Raw genomic sequence first — 15,397 nt, 5'->3', positions numbered from 1 at the left:
GCGACCTCGCCGCGCGCCCGTGCCCGTACCGTAGGTCGATGGACATGAGAATGCCCCCCATCTCTCGGACCTCCATTTCCGTGTCCAAGAAACGGGGGGCGGTTCACATTTGAACCCGTCCCCAATGACTCAGCCGCGGAGGGCGTACTTGCGCACCACGCGGTCGATGCGGCGCATCCACGGCGCATAGAGCACGCGCAGGAAGAGCACCGTGGCGGCGGCGTGCGTGAGATCGAAGGGCAGCGCGGCGGCGAGCCGGGCGATGACGCCGGCCACCGTGATGGGGTGCATAAAGCCGATGATGTCGTACGCGTCGATCACCACGGCATATACCAGCGCCGACGCCGCGCCGCACGCGATGAGCGCGCCGTTGCGCACGCTGCCGTCCGCGCGCGAGAACGCCCCGGCGTCCGCGAGCACGCCGCCCAGGTACCCCACGAGCCCCCACACGTACATCTGCCACGGCGTCCACATGCCCTGCCCGAAGAAGAAGTTGCTCGTGAGCGCCGCGAGCGAGCCCACGACGAAGCCGTTGCGGCGCCCCAGGGTCGCGCCCGCGATGATCGCGATAGCCGAGACCGGCTTGAAGTCCGGGATCGGCGCGAAGAGGATGCGCCCCGCCGCAGCGAGGGCAGCGAGCACGACCGTCGGCATGATCTGGCGGAGCCCCGGCCGGTCCGCCTCGTAGCCGACGAAGAACAGGCCGAGCGTGAGCACCACGACGGCGAGCATGATGAGCGCGGCCTGGTCGGGTGCGAGCAGCGCCGTCGCCGCCATGCAGGCGGGGACCGCCGCGAGGGCGAGCGGGTCGAGCAGGCGCGCGCGGTAGGCGGACGCAGCGGGACGCGGCTCGGTGGCACCCGCCGCCCCGCCGTGCCCGGGCGCGGCCTGCTCCCCTCGATGCTTACGGTCGGTAGTAGACATTTCCGCGGAAGAACTCCTCACTCGGCTCGGTGCACGCGACCTCGCCGTCGAACATCATCGACACGTCGTCCGCCACCTGCTCGACGAAATCGAGGTCGTGCGTCGCCATGACCACGGTCACCCCGTCGGCGCGGCGCGCGCGGAGGATGCGGGCGATCGCGCGGCGCGCGGGGACGTCGAGCCCCTTGGTGGGCTCGTCGAGCAGGAGCAGCCGCGGGCGGATGAGCAGCAGCTTCCCGAGCGCCAGGAGCTGCTGCTGGCCGCCCGAGAGGTCGTAGGGGTGCCGCTCCGCGCAGGCCGAAAGTCCCAGCTCGCCGAGCATCTCGTCCGCATCCCCCTGCGTGTACCCCGCGGCGCGCGCCCATTCCATGAGCTCGGCGCGGGCGGTCTCCTCCACGAAGAGCGCGCGGGGATCCTGCGGGAGCAGCGCGCGCGAGGGCGCCTCGATGCGCGCCGTGCCCTTCTGCAGCGAGCGCGCGCCCGCCAGGATGGAAAGGACGGTCGACTTGCCGCAGCCGTTGCCTCCCACGAGCGCGTGGATGCGGCCGGGGCGGATGGCCAGGTCGAAGTTGCGGAGCACCCAGGCGCCGGCGCGCTCGTAGCGGAACCACGCGCGCGCGAGCGACGCGGCGGGCGCGGCCGGTTCGGCAGACTCGGGCGCGGGCGCCACCGCCGCCGCCCGTTCGGCCTTCGCCCCCTCGACGAGCACCGGACGCGCGCGCAGCTCGCCTGTGTCCTCCACACGCTCGATACGCCCCGCGCGCAGCCTGAAGGCGCAGGTCGCGTAGTCGAGCATCGTGCGCGGCTCGTGCGTCGCCACCACCACGGTGCAGCCCAGCTCGCGGTTCACGCGGAAGAGCGCGTGCAGGAAGTTCTTCCCGGCGATGGGGTCGAGCTGCGCGGTGGGCTCGTCGAGCAGCAGCACGCGCGGCTGCATCACGAGCGTCGACGCCAGCGCGAGCAGCTGCTTGCGGCCGCCCGAGAGTGCATCGGTGTCGTCGCGGAACCACTGGTCCATCCCGAAGAAATAGCTCGTCTCCGCCACGAGGCGGCGCATCTCGCCCTGCTCGACGCCCAGGTTCTCGAGGCCGAACGCCATCTCGTGCCAGACGCTCTCGCACACGATCTGGTTGTCCGGGTTCTGGAAGACGTAGCCCACCGTCCTGGCCGAGGCGGCGGCGTCGAGCTCCTCGACGGGCGTGCCGAGCACCTCGATCGCGCCCGCGCGCTCGCCGGCCGGCGCGATCTCGGGCTTGGCGAGCGAGAGCAGGGTCGACTTGCCCGAGCCCGTCTCGCCCACAAGCAGGGCGAACGCACCCTGCGGCACCTCCCACGAGACCCCTTCGAGCACGCGCTCGTCGGTGCCCGCGTAGGCGAACGACACGCCGCGCATCGAGAGAGCGGGGACGGCGGGCGCGCCCTCGGATGCCGGCATCGCAGCGGCCACTTCGGCCGCCGCCGCGCGCGTCGCCGACTCGGGTGCACACGCCGCGCCCGCAGCCGCCCGCGCCGCGTCGCCCGCCGCGCGCGCCGCGCCCTCGGCACCCGTCCGCCTCATCGCACCAACCACCGCTTCGCTCATCGAAACCTCATCACCTCAAGCGCGTGGAGCGCCGTGGGAACGAACATCCAAACCGCATAGGGAACATACCCCCACCACGCGACGAGCCGTGACATGGTGGGATAGAACTCGTATTGCCCGGTCGCCGCGACGGAGATGACTGCGCACAGGCAGCCGCCGAGCGCGATCGCGACGAGCGCCGCCGCGTCCGCCCCGGTAAACCGGTAGCGCGCGTACGTCGTCCGCCGGCGCGCGGCGCCCCAGCCCCGGGCCCGCATCGCGTCCGCCGTCTCGAGCGCGTCCTCCATCGTCCAGCCCATGAGCACCGACGAGAGCCGCAGCCGACCGCGCACGGCGTCCGCGGCGCGCCTGCCCGGGAGCGTGGCGGCGTCCTGCACGAGCGCGATCTGCCTCCCCTGCCGCACGAAGCGCGGGATGAGCCGCATGCTCTGCGAGATCATGAGCGACACCACCGGCACCGCGTTGCCCAGCAGCGCCATGCACTTCTCGAACGGCAGCAGCGTCGCCGCCGCCTGGAACCACAGCGCGCTCGCCACGAACAGGGCACCCATCGTGCAGCCGTAGGCCAGGCTCTCGAGGTACACCGCGCGCCCGCCGATGCGCAGCAGCTCGGTCGAGCCCGAGGCCGAGAACACCGGATTGAGCACGGCGATGACCAGCACGAGCGGCAGCTGCCACCGTAGGCGCGCCAGGCTCGCGCACAGGCCGTCCGCGCATACCGAGTACGCGAAGCCGCCCGCGAGGGAGATCGCCACGAGCACCGGCTGCAGCGAGGCCATCGTGAGCCCGAGCGTGAACGCCAGGTACAGCGCGGCCACCGCCGGGTGCGCCGTGTCGAATGCCGTATGTCGCACGCGCGCCGCCACGCACCCGCTCCGTTCCCTCGCCTGCCGGGCCAGCGCCGGCACGACGTCGCGCGGTGCCGGGCGACTGCAAGTGTATCGCACGCTCTGCGTATTCGCTGTGACGTTTACCTCGCCTTTATGCATATGGCATCCCAGAGAACCTGATGCTGGGTTATTATCGGAACGGTAAGGAGCTCGACCGGCCCCGACGCCCCACGCGCCGCCGCGCCCGCCGAGCCACTCCAAGCGAACGGGAGCACCCATGAACGCAACTGCCATCATCCTCGCCGCCGGCGAGGGCACCCGTATGAAGTCCAACCATGCGAAGGTCGCGCATGCCATCCTGGGAAAGCCCATGATCTGCTGGGTCGTCGACGCGGCGCTCGCCGCCGGCTGCGAGCGCGTCGTGGTCGTCGTGGGGAGCCACGCCGACGAGGTGCGCGCCATCATCGACCGCACCTACGAGGATTCCCCCGCGCCCGTCGACTGCGTCGAGCAGGCCGAGCGCCTGGGCACCGCGCATGCCGTGCGCGTGGCCATCGAGGCCTGCGGCGTCGGCGACGGCCCCGTCGTCGTGCTCAACGGCGACCTGCCGCTCATCCAGCCCGAGACCATCCGTGACTTCGCCGAGACCATCACCGCGAGCGGCCTCGCGGCGGCCGTCCTCTCCTTCATGCCGCCCGTCCCGCAGGGCTACGGCCGCATCGTCCTCGACGAGGACGGCGCGCTCCTGCGCATCGTGGAGCAGAAGGACTGCACCGCCGAGGAGGCGGCCATCGCGGAGTGCAACGCCGGCTGCTACGCCTTCGACGGCGAGCAGCTCGCCCTGCATATCGGCGAGGTCGGCTGCGACAACGCCCAGGGCGAGTACTACCTGCCCGACATGCTCGGCATCCTGCGCGAGGCGGGCCAGCGCGTCTCGTCGTTCTGCTGCGACGACTACCGCGACGGCCTCGGCGTGAACAGCCGCGCCCAGCTCGCCGAGCTCACGGCCATCGCGCGCGACCGCATCAACGACCGCCTCATGGCGGAGGGCGTCACCTTCATCGATCCCACGCAGGCCTGGATCGGTCCGGACGCGACCATCGGCCGTGACACCATCGTCTGGCCGCAGACGCACCTCATCGGCCGCTGCCACGTGGGCGAGGACTGCGTGCTCGGCCCCAACACGCGCCTCACGAACGTGCGCGCGGGCGACCGCTGCTCCATCGACGAGACGGTCGGCATCGACGTGGTGCTCGAGAACGACATCACCGTGGGGCCGCGCGCCTACCTGCGCCCCGGCACGCACATCCTCGACGGCGCGCACATCGGCACGCACGTCGAGATCAAGAAATCCACCATCGGCGAGGGCTCGAAGGTGCCGCACCTCTCCTATATCGGAGACACCACCATGGGCGCGCGCGTGAACATCGGCGCGGGCTCCATCACCTGCAATTACGACGGCGTGCACAAGCACCCCACCACCATCGGCGACGACACGTTCATCGGGTCGGACACCATGATGGTCGCGCCCGTGAACATCGGGTCGCACGCGGTAACCGGTGCCGGCGGCACCATCACGGAGGATGTCCCTGACGGCGCGCTCGCTGTGGAGCGCACCGAGCAGCGCATCATAGAAGGCTATTCCGAGCGCAAACGCGCGCGCGAGTAGAGGCATCGAGGCACAAGGCAGCTTGCATTAAGGAGAGGTAACATGCCGACCAACGACCCGACGAAATCCCTGCAGATGGTGAAGACGCTTCGCCTCTACTCGGGAACCGCGAACCGACCGCTCGCAGAGAAGATCGCCCAGATCCTCGGGGTCGAGCTCTCCGGCCTTGCGCTCGAGAAGTTCGCCAACGGCGAGATCTACGCGCGCTTCGATGAGACCGTGCGCGGCGCGGACGTGTTCTTCGTCCAGTCCATCTCCGGCAACGTGAACGATGCCCTCATGGAGCTGCTCATCGCGACCGATGCCGCCAAGCGCGCCTCCGCCCGCACCATCACCGCCGTCATCACGCACTACGGCTACGCCCGCCAGGACCGCAAGGCCGCGCCGCGCGAGCCCATCACCGCGCGCCTCGTGGCGAACCTGCTCGAGCGCGCCGGCGTGGACCGCGTGATCACGCTCGACTTGCACCAGGGCCAGATCCAGGGCTTCTTCGACATCCCCGTGAACCACCTCTCCGCGCTGCCGCTCTTCGGCGATTACTACAACGCCATGGGCTTCGACACCGAGAACCTCGTCGTGGTGTCGCCCGACGTCGGCCGCGCCAAGGCCGCCAAGAAGCTCTCGGACATGCTCGATTGCTCGCTCGCCATCGCGCACAAGGGGCGCCCGCGCCACAACGCCGCCGAGGTCATGGGCATCATCGGCGACATCAAGGGCAAGACCTGCATCATCAATGACGACATGATCGACACGGCGGGCACGCTGTGCGCGAGCGTGCGCGAGCTCAAGAAGATGGGCGCCGGCGACATCTACGTGTGCGCCACGCACGGCATCTTCTCCGGCCCCGCCATCGAGCGCCTGAACGACGCGCCGATCGTCGAGTGCGTGGTCACCGACTCCATCCCCGTCGAGGTGGGCGGCAAGATCAAGACCATCACGGTCGCGAACGAGTTCGCCGACGCCATCGACGCCGTGTACTACGAGAACTCTGTTTCCGAGCTCGTCGGCGGCGATTTCGCGCTGTAATCGAGCGCGCCGGCGCGCCGAAAAAGCGCCTTCGGCTTGCCTGAACCGGGCTGCGGCTCCGCCGCAGCCCGGTTTTTCGTTTTCAAACTCAAAAAGTGGTGATGAAATTCAGATATGCACGATTGGCTGAGCCCGCAGGGCCCGATTCGCGTGGCTCAGGCGCCCCAATCGCCTCGACCAACGCCCTCGGACAAACAAAACCCCAGGATTGCACTGCGCGCCGCACAGGGAAAGCTACCGATTCCGCCTCACACGCCGCCCGCCGCCGCTCCCAATCGTGCATATCTGAATTCCATCACCACTTTTTGCCAAAGACGGCATCGAAACTTCTGCAGCAAAGCCGAGCGCGCCCGCAAACCGCGTTACGCCGGGGGCAATCCGACGCCTTTGCGCAGCTCGTTGAGCCATGCCCCCTGGAGCTTGCGGTATCCGTCCATGTAATACCGGAATCGCCTCTTCGCCGCCTTGTAGATCGACCGCGCTATCGCTTCCAACGCGACGATGTCGCGCATCTGGTCGCGGTTGATAACGAGCACGGTCACACCCATGCCCTTGAGCCCGTTGTTGCGCTGGCCATCGTGGATGCGCGCATTCTCCTCCTCGTGGCCGGCGCCGTTGTATTCCAGGTCGAGCTTGGCCGCCGGGATGTACGCATCGCAGACGGCGTACGGGACGTTCGACGCCATGCGCACGGCGTTCGTATCGAAGTCCAAGTGGAAATTGAGCAGCATCCCGCCTTTGGGCAGGCTGGCGCATGCGAAGCCCCCGACCCGCATCGGGCCTCCGAGCATGCCGAACATCACGGTCTCCGCCGGTGACGCCGACCCCGGGGCCACGATGCGCACCGCAGCTCGGAACGTGGCGAAATGGCTGCTCTTTGCCCAGCGCGCCATCGCCCTGAGCTCCGCCATCGTAACCGCCGGCTCGCATCGATAGTGCACTTGCTCCACGTCCTTGCGGTCGCGCTCGTCCGGCCACACGCCTCCCCACGAGATGGGCAGCGTCGCCTCCTCGGACAGGGAGTACGTCCCGAGCAGTTCCATGAGCAGCGCGACCACCTCGCCCAGGGAGCGGCCGCGGGAGTACTGGAGCGCGGCGAAGGCAGGCGACTCCGCGTAGACGCCGGGCGAGACGCGCATCAGCGCCCCGGCGGGAAGCGTCGCGGAGATGACATGGCAGGCGATGGGCTTCCGGTCGCGACGCGCCGACACCTCTCCCACGAGCACGTGGAGCAGCTCCCCCTCCCCGGGCTCCCATGCGCCCAGGCGGACGAGGTCGTCGAAGTCGATCTGGTCGGCATTGGGCACGCAGCGCGCGAGGGCTTGCCGTTGCTCGACGCGGCTGACCGCATCCCACAGCAGCCGGTCGCGCGTGCGCCGCGCAGCGCGGATCGCCCGCAATGACGGAATATGTGATAGCACCAACGTCCCCATGCCGAGACGCTATCACATCCCAGACACCCTGTCTACGCTGGTGTTTTGTTCATTTTCATTCTGTTTCGCGTGCCAGATTCGTGTCAGATTCGTGCAAGGTTTTGTGCCAGATGTACACCAGATTGCGCACCCTGCCCCTAATCAAAACGCCCCAAGGCGGCCGCGCGATTTAGGACATTCGACGGACATGTCCTACATCAACGACCGAAATGTCCGTTTGGGCGATAATTTGTCCGGAATACAACGATGCTTCAGCATAAAAAGCTCTCACGGAGCGCTTTGGAGGAGTCAGATGGCCCAACCGCAACCGAAACCGATCCGCATGGTCGCCGGCCTGGGAAACCCCGGCGACGAGTACGCGAGCACGCGCCACAACGCCGGCTTCCAGACCGTCGACGAGCTCGCGCGGCGCGCGGGCGTTTCCTATTGGAAGAACCAGCTCGGCGCCGAGGTCGCCGTCACGCGCGTCCGCGACGCCGAGGCCGAGGGCGGCGTGCGCGAGGTCGTGCTCGTGAAGCCGCAGAGCTTCATGAACACGAGCGGCGGCCCCATCTCCAAGCTCTGCCGCGAATACGGCGTGGCGCCGGAGGAGCTGCTCGTCGTGCATGACGAGCTCGACATCCCCGAGGGCGACGTGCGCGTGAAGGTGGGCGGCGGCCACGCGGGGCACAACGGCCTGCGCTCCATCATCGACAAGCTGTGCAGCCGTGATTTCAACCGCATCCGCTTCGGGATCGGCGAGCCCCCGGGCAAGATGCCCACGGCGGACTTCGTGCTCAAGCAGCTGCGCGGCAAGGAGGCCGACGCGTTCGCCGACACCGTCATGCGCGCGGCCGACGCCTGCGAGCTCGCGCTTACGAGCGGCGTCATCTACGCCCGCGACCACGTGAACGGCGCCGCCGCGCAGAACGGGAAGCACTAGCACCCGAATGGGTTGGTTGGGGACGTGTTCCTTTCAACCCATTCGCGCGATCGCGGCGTCCCCGCAGCATCCGAATGGGTTGAAAGGAACACGTCCCCAACCAACCCATCCCCGGTAAAGCAGCCTCTCCAGCACGGCGTCGCACCCGGTGCAACTTGCTATAATCGGAACAGTATGCGCCGGCACGCATCGCACGGACGCGCGCCGCCATGGGTTGCACCGGGTCTCGCGCACCGCACGCCACGCAGCGCGCGACCCGCCAAAAGAGAGGGGTTGTATGTACAAGATCCTGAAGAAGACGCAGTTCTCGGAGAAGGTCTTCGAGTTCCGCGTCCACGCCCCGAGGATGGCCAAGAAGGCGCACGCCGGCCAGTTCCTCATGGTGCGCATCGACGAGACGGGCGAGCGCGTGCCGTTCACGTTCGCGAACTGGAACCCGGAGGAGGGCTGGGTCGAGTTCATCTTCATGGTCGTCGGCAAGACCACGGAGTGCCTCTCCAAGCTCGAGGAAGGCGACGAGATCCGCGACATCACCGGCCCCCTGGGCTGCCCGACCGAGGTCGAGGGCGACCGCGCGGCCGTCATCGGCGGCGGCGTGGGTCTGGCCATCGCCTACCCGGTCGCCCGCACCCTCTGCGAGCAGGGCAAGAAGGTCTCCGTCATCATGGGCGCCCGCACCAAGGACCTGCTCATCCTCTTCGAGCAGTTCGCCGCGCTGCCCCTCGAGAACCTCTTCGTCACCACGGACGACGGCACCATGGGCGAGAAGGGCGTCGTGACCCTGCCGCTCCGTCGCCTGTGCGAGACGGACTCCATCGATTCCTGCTTCTGCGTCGGCCCCGTGCCCATGATGAAGTTCTCGACCCTCACCTGCCGCGAGTTCAACATCCCCATCATCGCGAGCCTCAACCCCATCATGGTCGACGGCACCGGCATGTGCGGATGCTGCCGCGTCGAGGTGGGCGGCGATACCAAGTTCGCCTGCGTCGACGGCCCTGACTTCGATGCGAACCTCGTCGACTGGGACGACCTCGCGCACCGTCAGGCCAGCTACAAGGCCGAGGAGGCCGCTTCCATCAAGCATTACGAGGAGGATTGCGCATGCCAGAAGTAAAGTATCGCCCGAACATCGGCGCCCCGCGCACGCCCGCGAACGAGGAGCCGGCCGCGGAGCGTGCCCGCGATTTCCGTCCGGTCGACACCGGCTACACGAAGGCCGACGCCATCGCCGAGGCCAACCGCTGCCTCGACTGCAAGAAGCCCCTCTGCATGGAGGGCTGCCCGGTGGGCGTGCACATCCCCCAGTTCATCGAGAAGATCCGCGCCGAGGACTGGGCCGGCGCCCTTTCCACCATCAAGGCCGATAACCTGCTGCCGTCGGTCTGCGGCCGCGTGTGCCCGCAGGAGAACCAGTGCGAGGGCAAGTGCATCCTCGGCAAGAAGGGCGAGCCCGTCGCCATCGGCCAGCTCGAGCGCATGCTCGGCGACATGGCCGAAGAGGTGGGCGAGGCGCCCGAGTGCAAGCCGTCGAACGGCCACAAGGTCGCCGTCGTGGGCTCCGGCCCCTCCGGCATCGCCTGCGCCGGCGAGCTCGCGCGCGAGGGCTTCGACGTCACCGTCTTCGAGGCGTTCTTCACCGGCGGCGGCGTGCTCACCTACGGCATCCCCGAGTTCCGTCTGCCGAAGGACATCGTCAAGCGCGAGATCAAGGGCCTGGAGGAGCTGGGCGTCCACTTCGAGTACAACTCGGTGGCCGGCCGCCTCTTCGATGCCGAGGAGCTCTTCAACGAGGAGGGCTTCGACGCGCTCTACCTGGCCGTCGGTGCCGGCCTGCCGCGCTTCCTGCACGTCGACGGCGAAAACCTGCCCGGCGTGTACTGCGCGAACGAGTACCTCACCCGTACGAACCTCATGAAGGCGTACGAGTTCCCCGAGTACGACACGCCCATCCGCCACGGCAAGAACGTCGTCGTGTTCGGCGGCGGCAACGTGGCCATGGACGCCGCGCGCACGGCCCTGCGCCTGGGCGCCGAGAAGGTCACGCTCGCCTACCGCCGCACCGAGGCCGAGATGCCCGCGCGTCGCGCCGAGATCCATCACGCCAAGGAGGAGGGCGTCGAGATCCTCGAGCTCTGCAACCCTCTGCGCTTCCTGCCCGGCCCGGACGGCTTCGTGTCCACCATCGAGCTGCAGCGCATGGAGCTCGGCGAGCCCGACGCGAGCGGCCGCCGTCGCCCCATCCCCGTGCCGGACTCCGAGTTCGCCATCCCCTGCGACGTGGCCGTCACGGCCATCGGCACGCGCGCGAACCCGTTCGCGAAGCTCTGCGCCGACGTCGAGCTCAACCGCTGGGGCCTCATCGAGACCGATGACGATGGCCGCACGTCGAACCCGAAGGTCTGGGCCGGCGGCGACATCGTGACCGGTGCCGCGACCGTCATCCTGGCCATGGGCGCCGGCAAGAAGGCCGCCGCGTCCATCAAGAAGACCCTGCTGGGCGAGTAATGTAAATTTACCCCAGGGGTTTTTCGACATCTGCGAGCCCGAGCCCTCCCGTGCGACCTGCGCGGGAGGGTTTTTGCTGCCGCGCGCATGTAAAATAACCCCAGGGGTTTTTCTACATGTAGAAATACCCCAGGGTTTTTTAACATGCCCCAGGGTTTCGACATCGCGCGGGCGGCAGGCAGCGGCGTGGACAACGCGCACGCAAAAGGACGGCCCCGGGCGCGTTACCACCCGGAGCCGTCCCCGTCGCACAACGATGTAAAATAACCCCTGGGGTAATTTTACCTAGAGGCCGAGCTCGCGCACCTTGGCGCGGTAGGCGGCCGCGATCACGTCCACGCAGCCCTGGCGCCCCAGCTTGGCGCGGTTCACCACGAGATCCTTGCCCATGTCCATACGCCACTTGCCGGCGGAATAGCGCTTGTAGAACTGCTCGCGCGCACGTTGCTGCTCCTTGACGAGCTTCGCGCCCTGGCGCTTGTCGAGCCCGCGCTTCGACCGCACGATCTCGATGCGCGCCTCGAGCGGCGCGGTCACGAGCACCGCGATCTGGTTGGGGTTGTGGCGCAGCAGGTAATCCGAGAGGCGCCCCTCGATGATGCAGCTCTCCGTGGAGCCCAGGTCGATGATCACCTGCGCCATGTTCTCGAACAGCTTGTCGGACACGTTGCGCGCGTCCATGCGGTCGGGCAGGAACGCCATGGTCTCGGCCGCGAGCTGCTCGTCGTAGGCGGCGATGCGGTCCATCGACTCGCCCGCGCGACGGCTCGACCGCACGAGGAGCTCCTTGTCGTACAGGGGAATCCCCAGCTCGGTGGCGAGCATCTTGCCGATCTCGTGCCCCTCGGCGCCGAAATCGCGCGCGATGGTGATCACCACCGGCTGCCCGGCGCGCGCGGCATCCTCCGCGGCGACGCGCTTCTCGAAACGGTGCTTGATGCTCGGCATGGTGATGATGCGCATGATGCCTCCTCGATGCCGGGCGGCGGCGCCACCCGGTTTGCTCCTGCTATCAAACAGGATACCCGCGCCGCGCCCGCAGCGCGCGACGAAATACCGATGCCTACGCAGCCACCACGCGACGCTGGTAGGCGCGCACGATGAGCGAGATGCCGAAGTTCAGGATGAAGTACAGCGCGAACACGAAGCCGTACAGCAGCAGCACCTGGCCGAGGTCGGTGGTGTAGCCCATGACGACCTTCGCCGAGAACATGAACTCCATGACGTTGATGCCCGCCAGGTACGAGGAGTCCTTGATCACCGTTGTGCACTGGCTGAAGAGCGCCGGGATGATGGTCTTGAACGTCTGCGGCAGGATGATGTACCACATGCTCGCGAAGAACCCGAAGCCCTGGCTGCGCGCGGCCTCGAACTGGCTCTTGGGGATGGAGTTCAGGCCGCCGCGGATGATCTCGGCCATGACGGCGGAGGTGAACAGCGTGAACGCGAGCACCGAAATGAAGATGTCGGAGCCCTTGACGGTGAAGTAGATGAAGAGGATCCACAGCAGGTTCGGCGTGCAGCGGAAGAGCTCGATGTAGGCCGAGACGAGCCACTTGAAGATGCTCAGCTTGCCCGTGCAGTACTGCTTCACGAGCGCGAGCACCGTGCCGAGCGCCACCGAGCAGATGATGGCCAGGATCGAGATCTCGATGGTCTTGGCGAAGCCGGCCAGGATGAACGAGACGTTTGCGGGGGTGAAGATCTCCATGCGCTACGCCTCCTTCACGGGCTCGGGCGTGATGCCGGGGATCACCTTCGCGCGCGGCCGCTCCTTGGAGCGCTTCTCGAGCCACTGCACGAGCATGGCAAGCGGGAAGCAGATGATGAAGTACAGCACGCACGCCATGATGTATCCCTGCAGGTAGCCGTAGGTGGACACGAAGTTATCCGCGTTGTACATGAGGTCGCCGCCGGCGATGAGCGCGAGCACCGACGTGTTCTTCACCAGGTTGAGCGCCTGGTTGCACAGCGGCGGCAGGATGACCTTGAAGGTCTGCGGCAGGATCACGTAGCGGTACGCCTGCACGCGCGAGAAGCCCTGCGAGAGCGCCGCCTCCATCTGGCCGCGGGGCACCGCCTCGATGCCCGTGCGGATGACCTCGGCGATGTACGCCGCGTGGTAGAGGCCCACGCCCACCGCGCCGATGGCGAACGACGACAGGCGCACCGGGCTCGGCGTGTGCAGGATGGCCTGGAGCACGCGCGGACCGGCCATGTAGTAGAAGAACACCTGCACAGGCAAGGGGGTGTTCTGGAAGAACTCGACGTAGACGCGGCTTATGGCGCGCAGCACGCGCGAGCGGGTGGTCGAGAACACGCCCAAGATGGTGCCGAGCACCAGCGAGATCGCCAAGCCCGCCACCACAACCTGCAGCGTGAAGCCGAACCCCTCCCAAAAACTCCCCATCGAGTCGAAGGTGATCTGCCATCGCCGGGGGTCAAGCAGTCCGTCGAGCATACCGCTCCTTCCCTATGCCATAACGTGCAAATCGCCCGGGTGCGCGCCCCGGACGATCACGCGCCGCGGCGACGAGCCCCGCCCGCCGCCGCGGCGATTCCCAATCTGTTAGAGGAGGTTCCAGTCCTCGGCCTCCTGCTCGAGCCAGCCGTTCTCGAGCAGCTCGTTCACCGTGTCATCGACCACCTGCGAGAGGTCGGAATCCTTGTAGGTGGCCACGCCGTACTCCTGCGCGCCGAACTCGATCTCGGGCTGCACGAGCTGCTTCTGATCGTTCATGTAGGTGTTCAGAGTGGAGCGGTCCATGGCGAAGGCGTCGATGTTGCCGCTCTCGAGCGCGGAGTTGATGGACGGGTAGTCCGGGTACTCGTTGAACTCGGGCTCGCCCTCGATGCCCTGCTCCTGGAACATGGCGAGGATGGCTTCCTTGGTGGTGGAGCCCTGCGACACGCCGATGAGCTTGCCCACGAGGTCGCTCATCTGGGTGATGCCGGAGTTCTTGAGCACCATGATGCCCACGTAGTCCGTGCGGTAGGGCTCGGAGAAGTCCCAGTCCTTCTGGCGCTCCTCGGTGATGGTGTAGGTGGCGCACACGATGTCGCACTGGCCGTTATCGATCACCGGGCCGCGCGTCTTGGGCGTCACGACGGTGAAGTTGCAGAGCTGCTGCTCCTTGGCCTCCTCGTAGGTGGTGTCGAGCACGGCGGCGGCGATCTGGTAGCACAGGTCGATCTCGAGGCCCTCGTACTCGCCCGTCTCGGTGTTTAGGAAGCCGTAGCCCACGACGTCGGACTTGACGCCGCAGTTGAGCTTGCCGCGCTCGCGGATCTCCTCGAGCTTCGACGCGCTGCTGGCGTCGTCATCGCCGCCGCTGCAGCCAACGAGGCCGAGGCCGAGCACGGCGGCCGAAGCGCCGGAAACCTTGAGGAAGTTACGACGAGAGATGGACATGATGGAACCCCTTTCCGAACTGGGTGCCACGTGGGCAAAACGACGCTTTCAGGACTATCGCCACCGGGGGCACGGCGCGGGGGCGCGGGCGGCCGCCGGACGGGCGCGCGAACGGCGCTAGTGCAGGATCTTGTTGAGGAAGTCCTGGCAGCGCGGGTTCTGCGGGTTGGTGAAGAAGTGCTCCGGGGTGCCCTCCTCCAGGATCTGGCCGTCGTCCATGAAGATGACACGGTCGGCGACCTGCTTGGCGAAGTTCATCTCGTGCGTCACGCAGATCATGGTGATGTTATCCTGCGCGAGCTCGATCATGACGTCGAGCACTTCCTGGATCATCTCCGGGTCGAGCGCCGAGGTGGGCTCGTCGAAGAGGATGATGGGCTGCTTGGTGCACATGGCGCGGGCGATGGCAACGCGCTGCTGCTGGCCGCCGGAGAGGTTCTGCGGGTACTCGCCGGCCTTCTGCTCGAGGCCGACGCGGCGCAGTGCCGCGAGCGCGTTCTGCACGGCCTCCTCCTTGCTCTTCTTCTGCAGCTTGATGGGCGCGAGCGTGAGGTTGCCGAGCACCGTCATGTTCGGGTACAGGTTGAACTGCTGGAACACCATCGAGCTGTACTTGCGCGCCATCTCGAGGTGGTTCTTCTTGGTGACGAGCTGGCCGTCGATGAGCACCTCGCCGGTGGTGGGCTCCTCGAGCCAGTCGACGCAGCGAATGAGGGTGGACTTGCCCGAGCCGGACGGGCCGATGATGACGAGCTTCTCGCCTTCCCTGACGGTGAGGTTGATGTCCTTCAGGACGTGCAGGTCACCGAAGTACTTGTTCAGGTTGCGAATCTCGATCATGTTGCCCATGGGCGAGGTCCCCCCTTCATATGCGAATCCTGAGCGCGCGTAACGCGCTCGAGCGCGCAATGCGATTGATATACGCTCATTGTACGGGATAACAGGTGAACGGTGCCGGGGCGAACGATTCCCGCAATACACATGAAACCGAGTGCCGACAAACCGTGCATCTGCGAACGTTCTGCAGCAGTATACCCAAAGATGGGTGTTCTAGCCATTTTCATGCAGGGCGGGGGCGCGGCGGGGGCGCGGCG

14 protein-coding genes are annotated in these 15,397 nt (G+C 67.3%); 5 read left to right on the top strand and 9 right to left on the bottom strand.

All coding sequences use genetic code 11. The features are described from left to right. Positions 1-129 precede the first annotated feature (129 nt). The 3 genes from B5G02_RS09695 to B5G02_RS09685 are packed head-to-tail and all read right to left on the bottom strand — an operon-like array spanning position 130 to position 3,360. A complete protein-coding gene (locus B5G02_RS09695) occupies positions 130-924 on the bottom strand; it encodes a DUF6580 family putative transport protein (protein ID WP_094336064.1) in 795 nt (264 codons plus the stop codon). Next, positions 905-2,506: an ABC transporter ATP-binding protein gene (locus B5G02_RS09690; protein ID WP_241146226.1), complete on the bottom strand. Its 1,602-nt coding sequence runs from the start codon at positions 2,504-2,506 to the stop codon at positions 905-907. Before B5G02_RS09690 ends, B5G02_RS09695 begins: the two co-directional genes overlap by 20 nt. After that, entirely contained in the window at positions 2,503-3,360 is an 858-nt protein-coding gene (locus B5G02_RS09685) for an energy-coupling factor transporter transmembrane component T (protein ID WP_241146225.1), read from the bottom strand. Before B5G02_RS09685 ends, B5G02_RS09690 begins: the two co-directional genes overlap by 4 nt. 253 nt (positions 3,361-3,613) lie before the next feature. Between B5G02_RS09685 and glmU the strand changes: the two genes are divergently transcribed. Further along, positions 3,614-5,005, top strand: a complete 1,392-nt coding sequence (glmU, locus tag B5G02_RS09680; RefSeq protein ID WP_019240004.1) for a bifunctional UDP-N-acetylglucosamine diphosphorylase/glucosamine-1-phosphate N-acetyltransferase GlmU — start codon at positions 3,614-3,616, stop codon at positions 5,003-5,005. A 42-nt stretch (positions 5,006-5,047) separates the two neighbouring features. Further along, positions 5,048-6,031, top strand: a complete 984-nt coding sequence (locus B5G02_RS09675) for a ribose-phosphate diphosphokinase (protein ID WP_019240005.1) — start codon at positions 5,048-5,050, stop codon at positions 6,029-6,031. Positions 6,032-6,393: 362 nt separating this feature from the next. On the opposite strand, the gene B5G02_RS09670 is transcribed toward B5G02_RS09675, so the two are convergent. Further along, complete coding sequence (locus tag B5G02_RS09670; protein ID WP_241146224.1) at positions 6,394-7,452, bottom strand: endonuclease domain-containing protein; 1,059 nt, start codon at positions 7,450-7,452, stop codon at positions 6,394-6,396. A gap of 304 nt (positions 7,453-7,756) precedes the next feature. On the opposite strand from B5G02_RS09670, the gene pth reads away from it, so the two are divergent. The 3 genes from pth to gltA all read left to right on the top strand — a co-directional run bounded on the left by pth (position 7,757) and on the right by gltA (position 10,891). Further along, positions 7,757-8,386 (top strand): aminoacyl-tRNA hydrolase, encoded by a 630-nt coding sequence (pth, locus tag B5G02_RS09665; RefSeq protein WP_026089072.1) that lies wholly within the window; start codon positions 7,757-7,759, stop codon positions 8,384-8,386. A gap of 277 nt (positions 8,387-8,663) precedes the next feature. After that, positions 8,664-9,500, top strand: coding sequence for a sulfide/dihydroorotate dehydrogenase-like FAD/NAD-binding protein (locus tag B5G02_RS09660; RefSeq protein WP_094336061.1), 837 nt, complete (start codon positions 8,664-8,666; stop codon positions 9,498-9,500). Beyond that, positions 9,488-10,891, top strand: coding sequence for an NADPH-dependent glutamate synthase (gene gltA, locus B5G02_RS09655; RefSeq protein ID WP_019240016.1), 1,404 nt, complete (start codon positions 9,488-9,490; stop codon positions 10,889-10,891). Before B5G02_RS09660 ends, gltA begins: the two co-directional genes overlap by 13 nt. 285 nt (positions 10,892-11,176) lie before the next feature. Here gltA and B5G02_RS09650 read toward each other — a convergent pair whose 3' ends face one another. The 5 genes from B5G02_RS09650 to B5G02_RS09630 form a co-directional block, all read right to left on the bottom strand. Continuing rightward, on the bottom strand, positions 11,177-11,854 hold the full coding sequence (locus tag B5G02_RS09650; protein WP_019240017.1) for an AAA family ATPase: 678 nt from the start codon (positions 11,852-11,854) through the stop codon (positions 11,177-11,179). 100 nt (positions 11,855-11,954) lie between these two features. Continuing rightward, positions 11,955-12,602, bottom strand: a complete 648-nt coding sequence (locus B5G02_RS09645) for an amino acid ABC transporter permease (protein WP_019240018.1) — start codon at positions 12,600-12,602, stop codon at positions 11,955-11,957. 3 nt (positions 12,603-12,605) lie between these two features. Further along, a complete protein-coding gene (locus B5G02_RS09640; RefSeq protein ID WP_094336060.1) occupies positions 12,606-13,352 on the bottom strand; it encodes an amino acid ABC transporter permease in 747 nt (248 codons plus the stop codon). Between the two features lie 108 nt (positions 13,353-13,460). Further along, positions 13,461-14,303 (bottom strand): substrate-binding domain-containing protein, encoded by an 843-nt coding sequence (locus B5G02_RS09635; RefSeq protein ID WP_094336059.1) that lies wholly within the window; start codon positions 14,301-14,303, stop codon positions 13,461-13,463. 117 nt (positions 14,304-14,420) lie between these two features. Next, entirely contained in the window at positions 14,421-15,152 is a 732-nt protein-coding gene (locus B5G02_RS09630; RefSeq protein WP_094336058.1) for an amino acid ABC transporter ATP-binding protein, read from the bottom strand. Positions 15,153-15,397 lie beyond the last annotated feature (245 nt).

Source organism: [Collinsella] massiliensis (assembly GCF_002161605.1).
Classification (GTDB): domain Bacteria; phylum Actinomycetota; class Coriobacteriia; order Coriobacteriales; family Coriobacteriaceae; genus Enorma.
This window is presented reverse-complemented; position numbering and strand designations above follow the sequence as displayed.

Bases quoted from the DNA above. Each gene is read 5' to 3' on its own strand.
- B5G02_RS09630 (WP_094336058.1), bottom strand. From the start codon at position 15,152: ATGGGCAACATGATCGAGATTCGCAACCTGAACAAGTACTTCGGTGAC.
- B5G02_RS09675 (WP_019240005.1), top strand. From the start codon at position 5,048: ATGCCGACCAACGACCCGACGAAATCCCTGCAGATGGTGAAGACGCTT.
- B5G02_RS09645 (WP_019240018.1), bottom strand. From the start codon at position 12,602: ATGGAGATCTTCACCCCCGCAAACGTCTCGTTCATCCTGGCCGGCTTC.
- B5G02_RS09660 (WP_094336061.1), top strand. From the start codon at position 8,664: ATGTACAAGATCCTGAAGAAGACGCAGTTCTCGGAGAAGGTCTTCGAG.
- B5G02_RS09635 (WP_094336059.1), bottom strand. From the start codon at position 14,303: ATGTCCATCTCTCGTCGTAACTTCCTCAAGGTTTCCGGCGCTTCGGCC.
- B5G02_RS09640 (WP_094336060.1), bottom strand. From the start codon at position 13,352: ATGCTCGACGGACTGCTTGACCCCCGGCGATGGCAGATCACCTTCGAC.
- B5G02_RS09650 (WP_019240017.1), bottom strand. From the start codon at position 11,854: ATGCGCATCATCACCATGCCGAGCATCAAGCACCGTTTCGAGAAGCGC.
- pth (WP_026089072.1), top strand. From the start codon at position 7,757: ATGGCCCAACCGCAACCGAAACCGATCCGCATGGTCGCCGGCCTGGGA.
- B5G02_RS09690 (WP_241146226.1), bottom strand. From the start codon at position 2,506: ATGAGCGAAGCGGTGGTTGGTGCGATGAGGCGGACGGGTGCCGAGGGC.
- gltA (WP_019240016.1), top strand. From the start codon at position 9,488: ATGCCAGAAGTAAAGTATCGCCCGAACATCGGCGCCCCGCGCACGCCC.
- B5G02_RS09695 (WP_094336064.1), bottom strand. From the start codon at position 924: ATGTCTACTACCGACCGTAAGCATCGAGGGGAGCAGGCCGCGCCCGGG.
- glmU (WP_019240004.1), top strand. From the start codon at position 3,614: ATGAACGCAACTGCCATCATCCTCGCCGCCGGCGAGGGCACCCGTATG.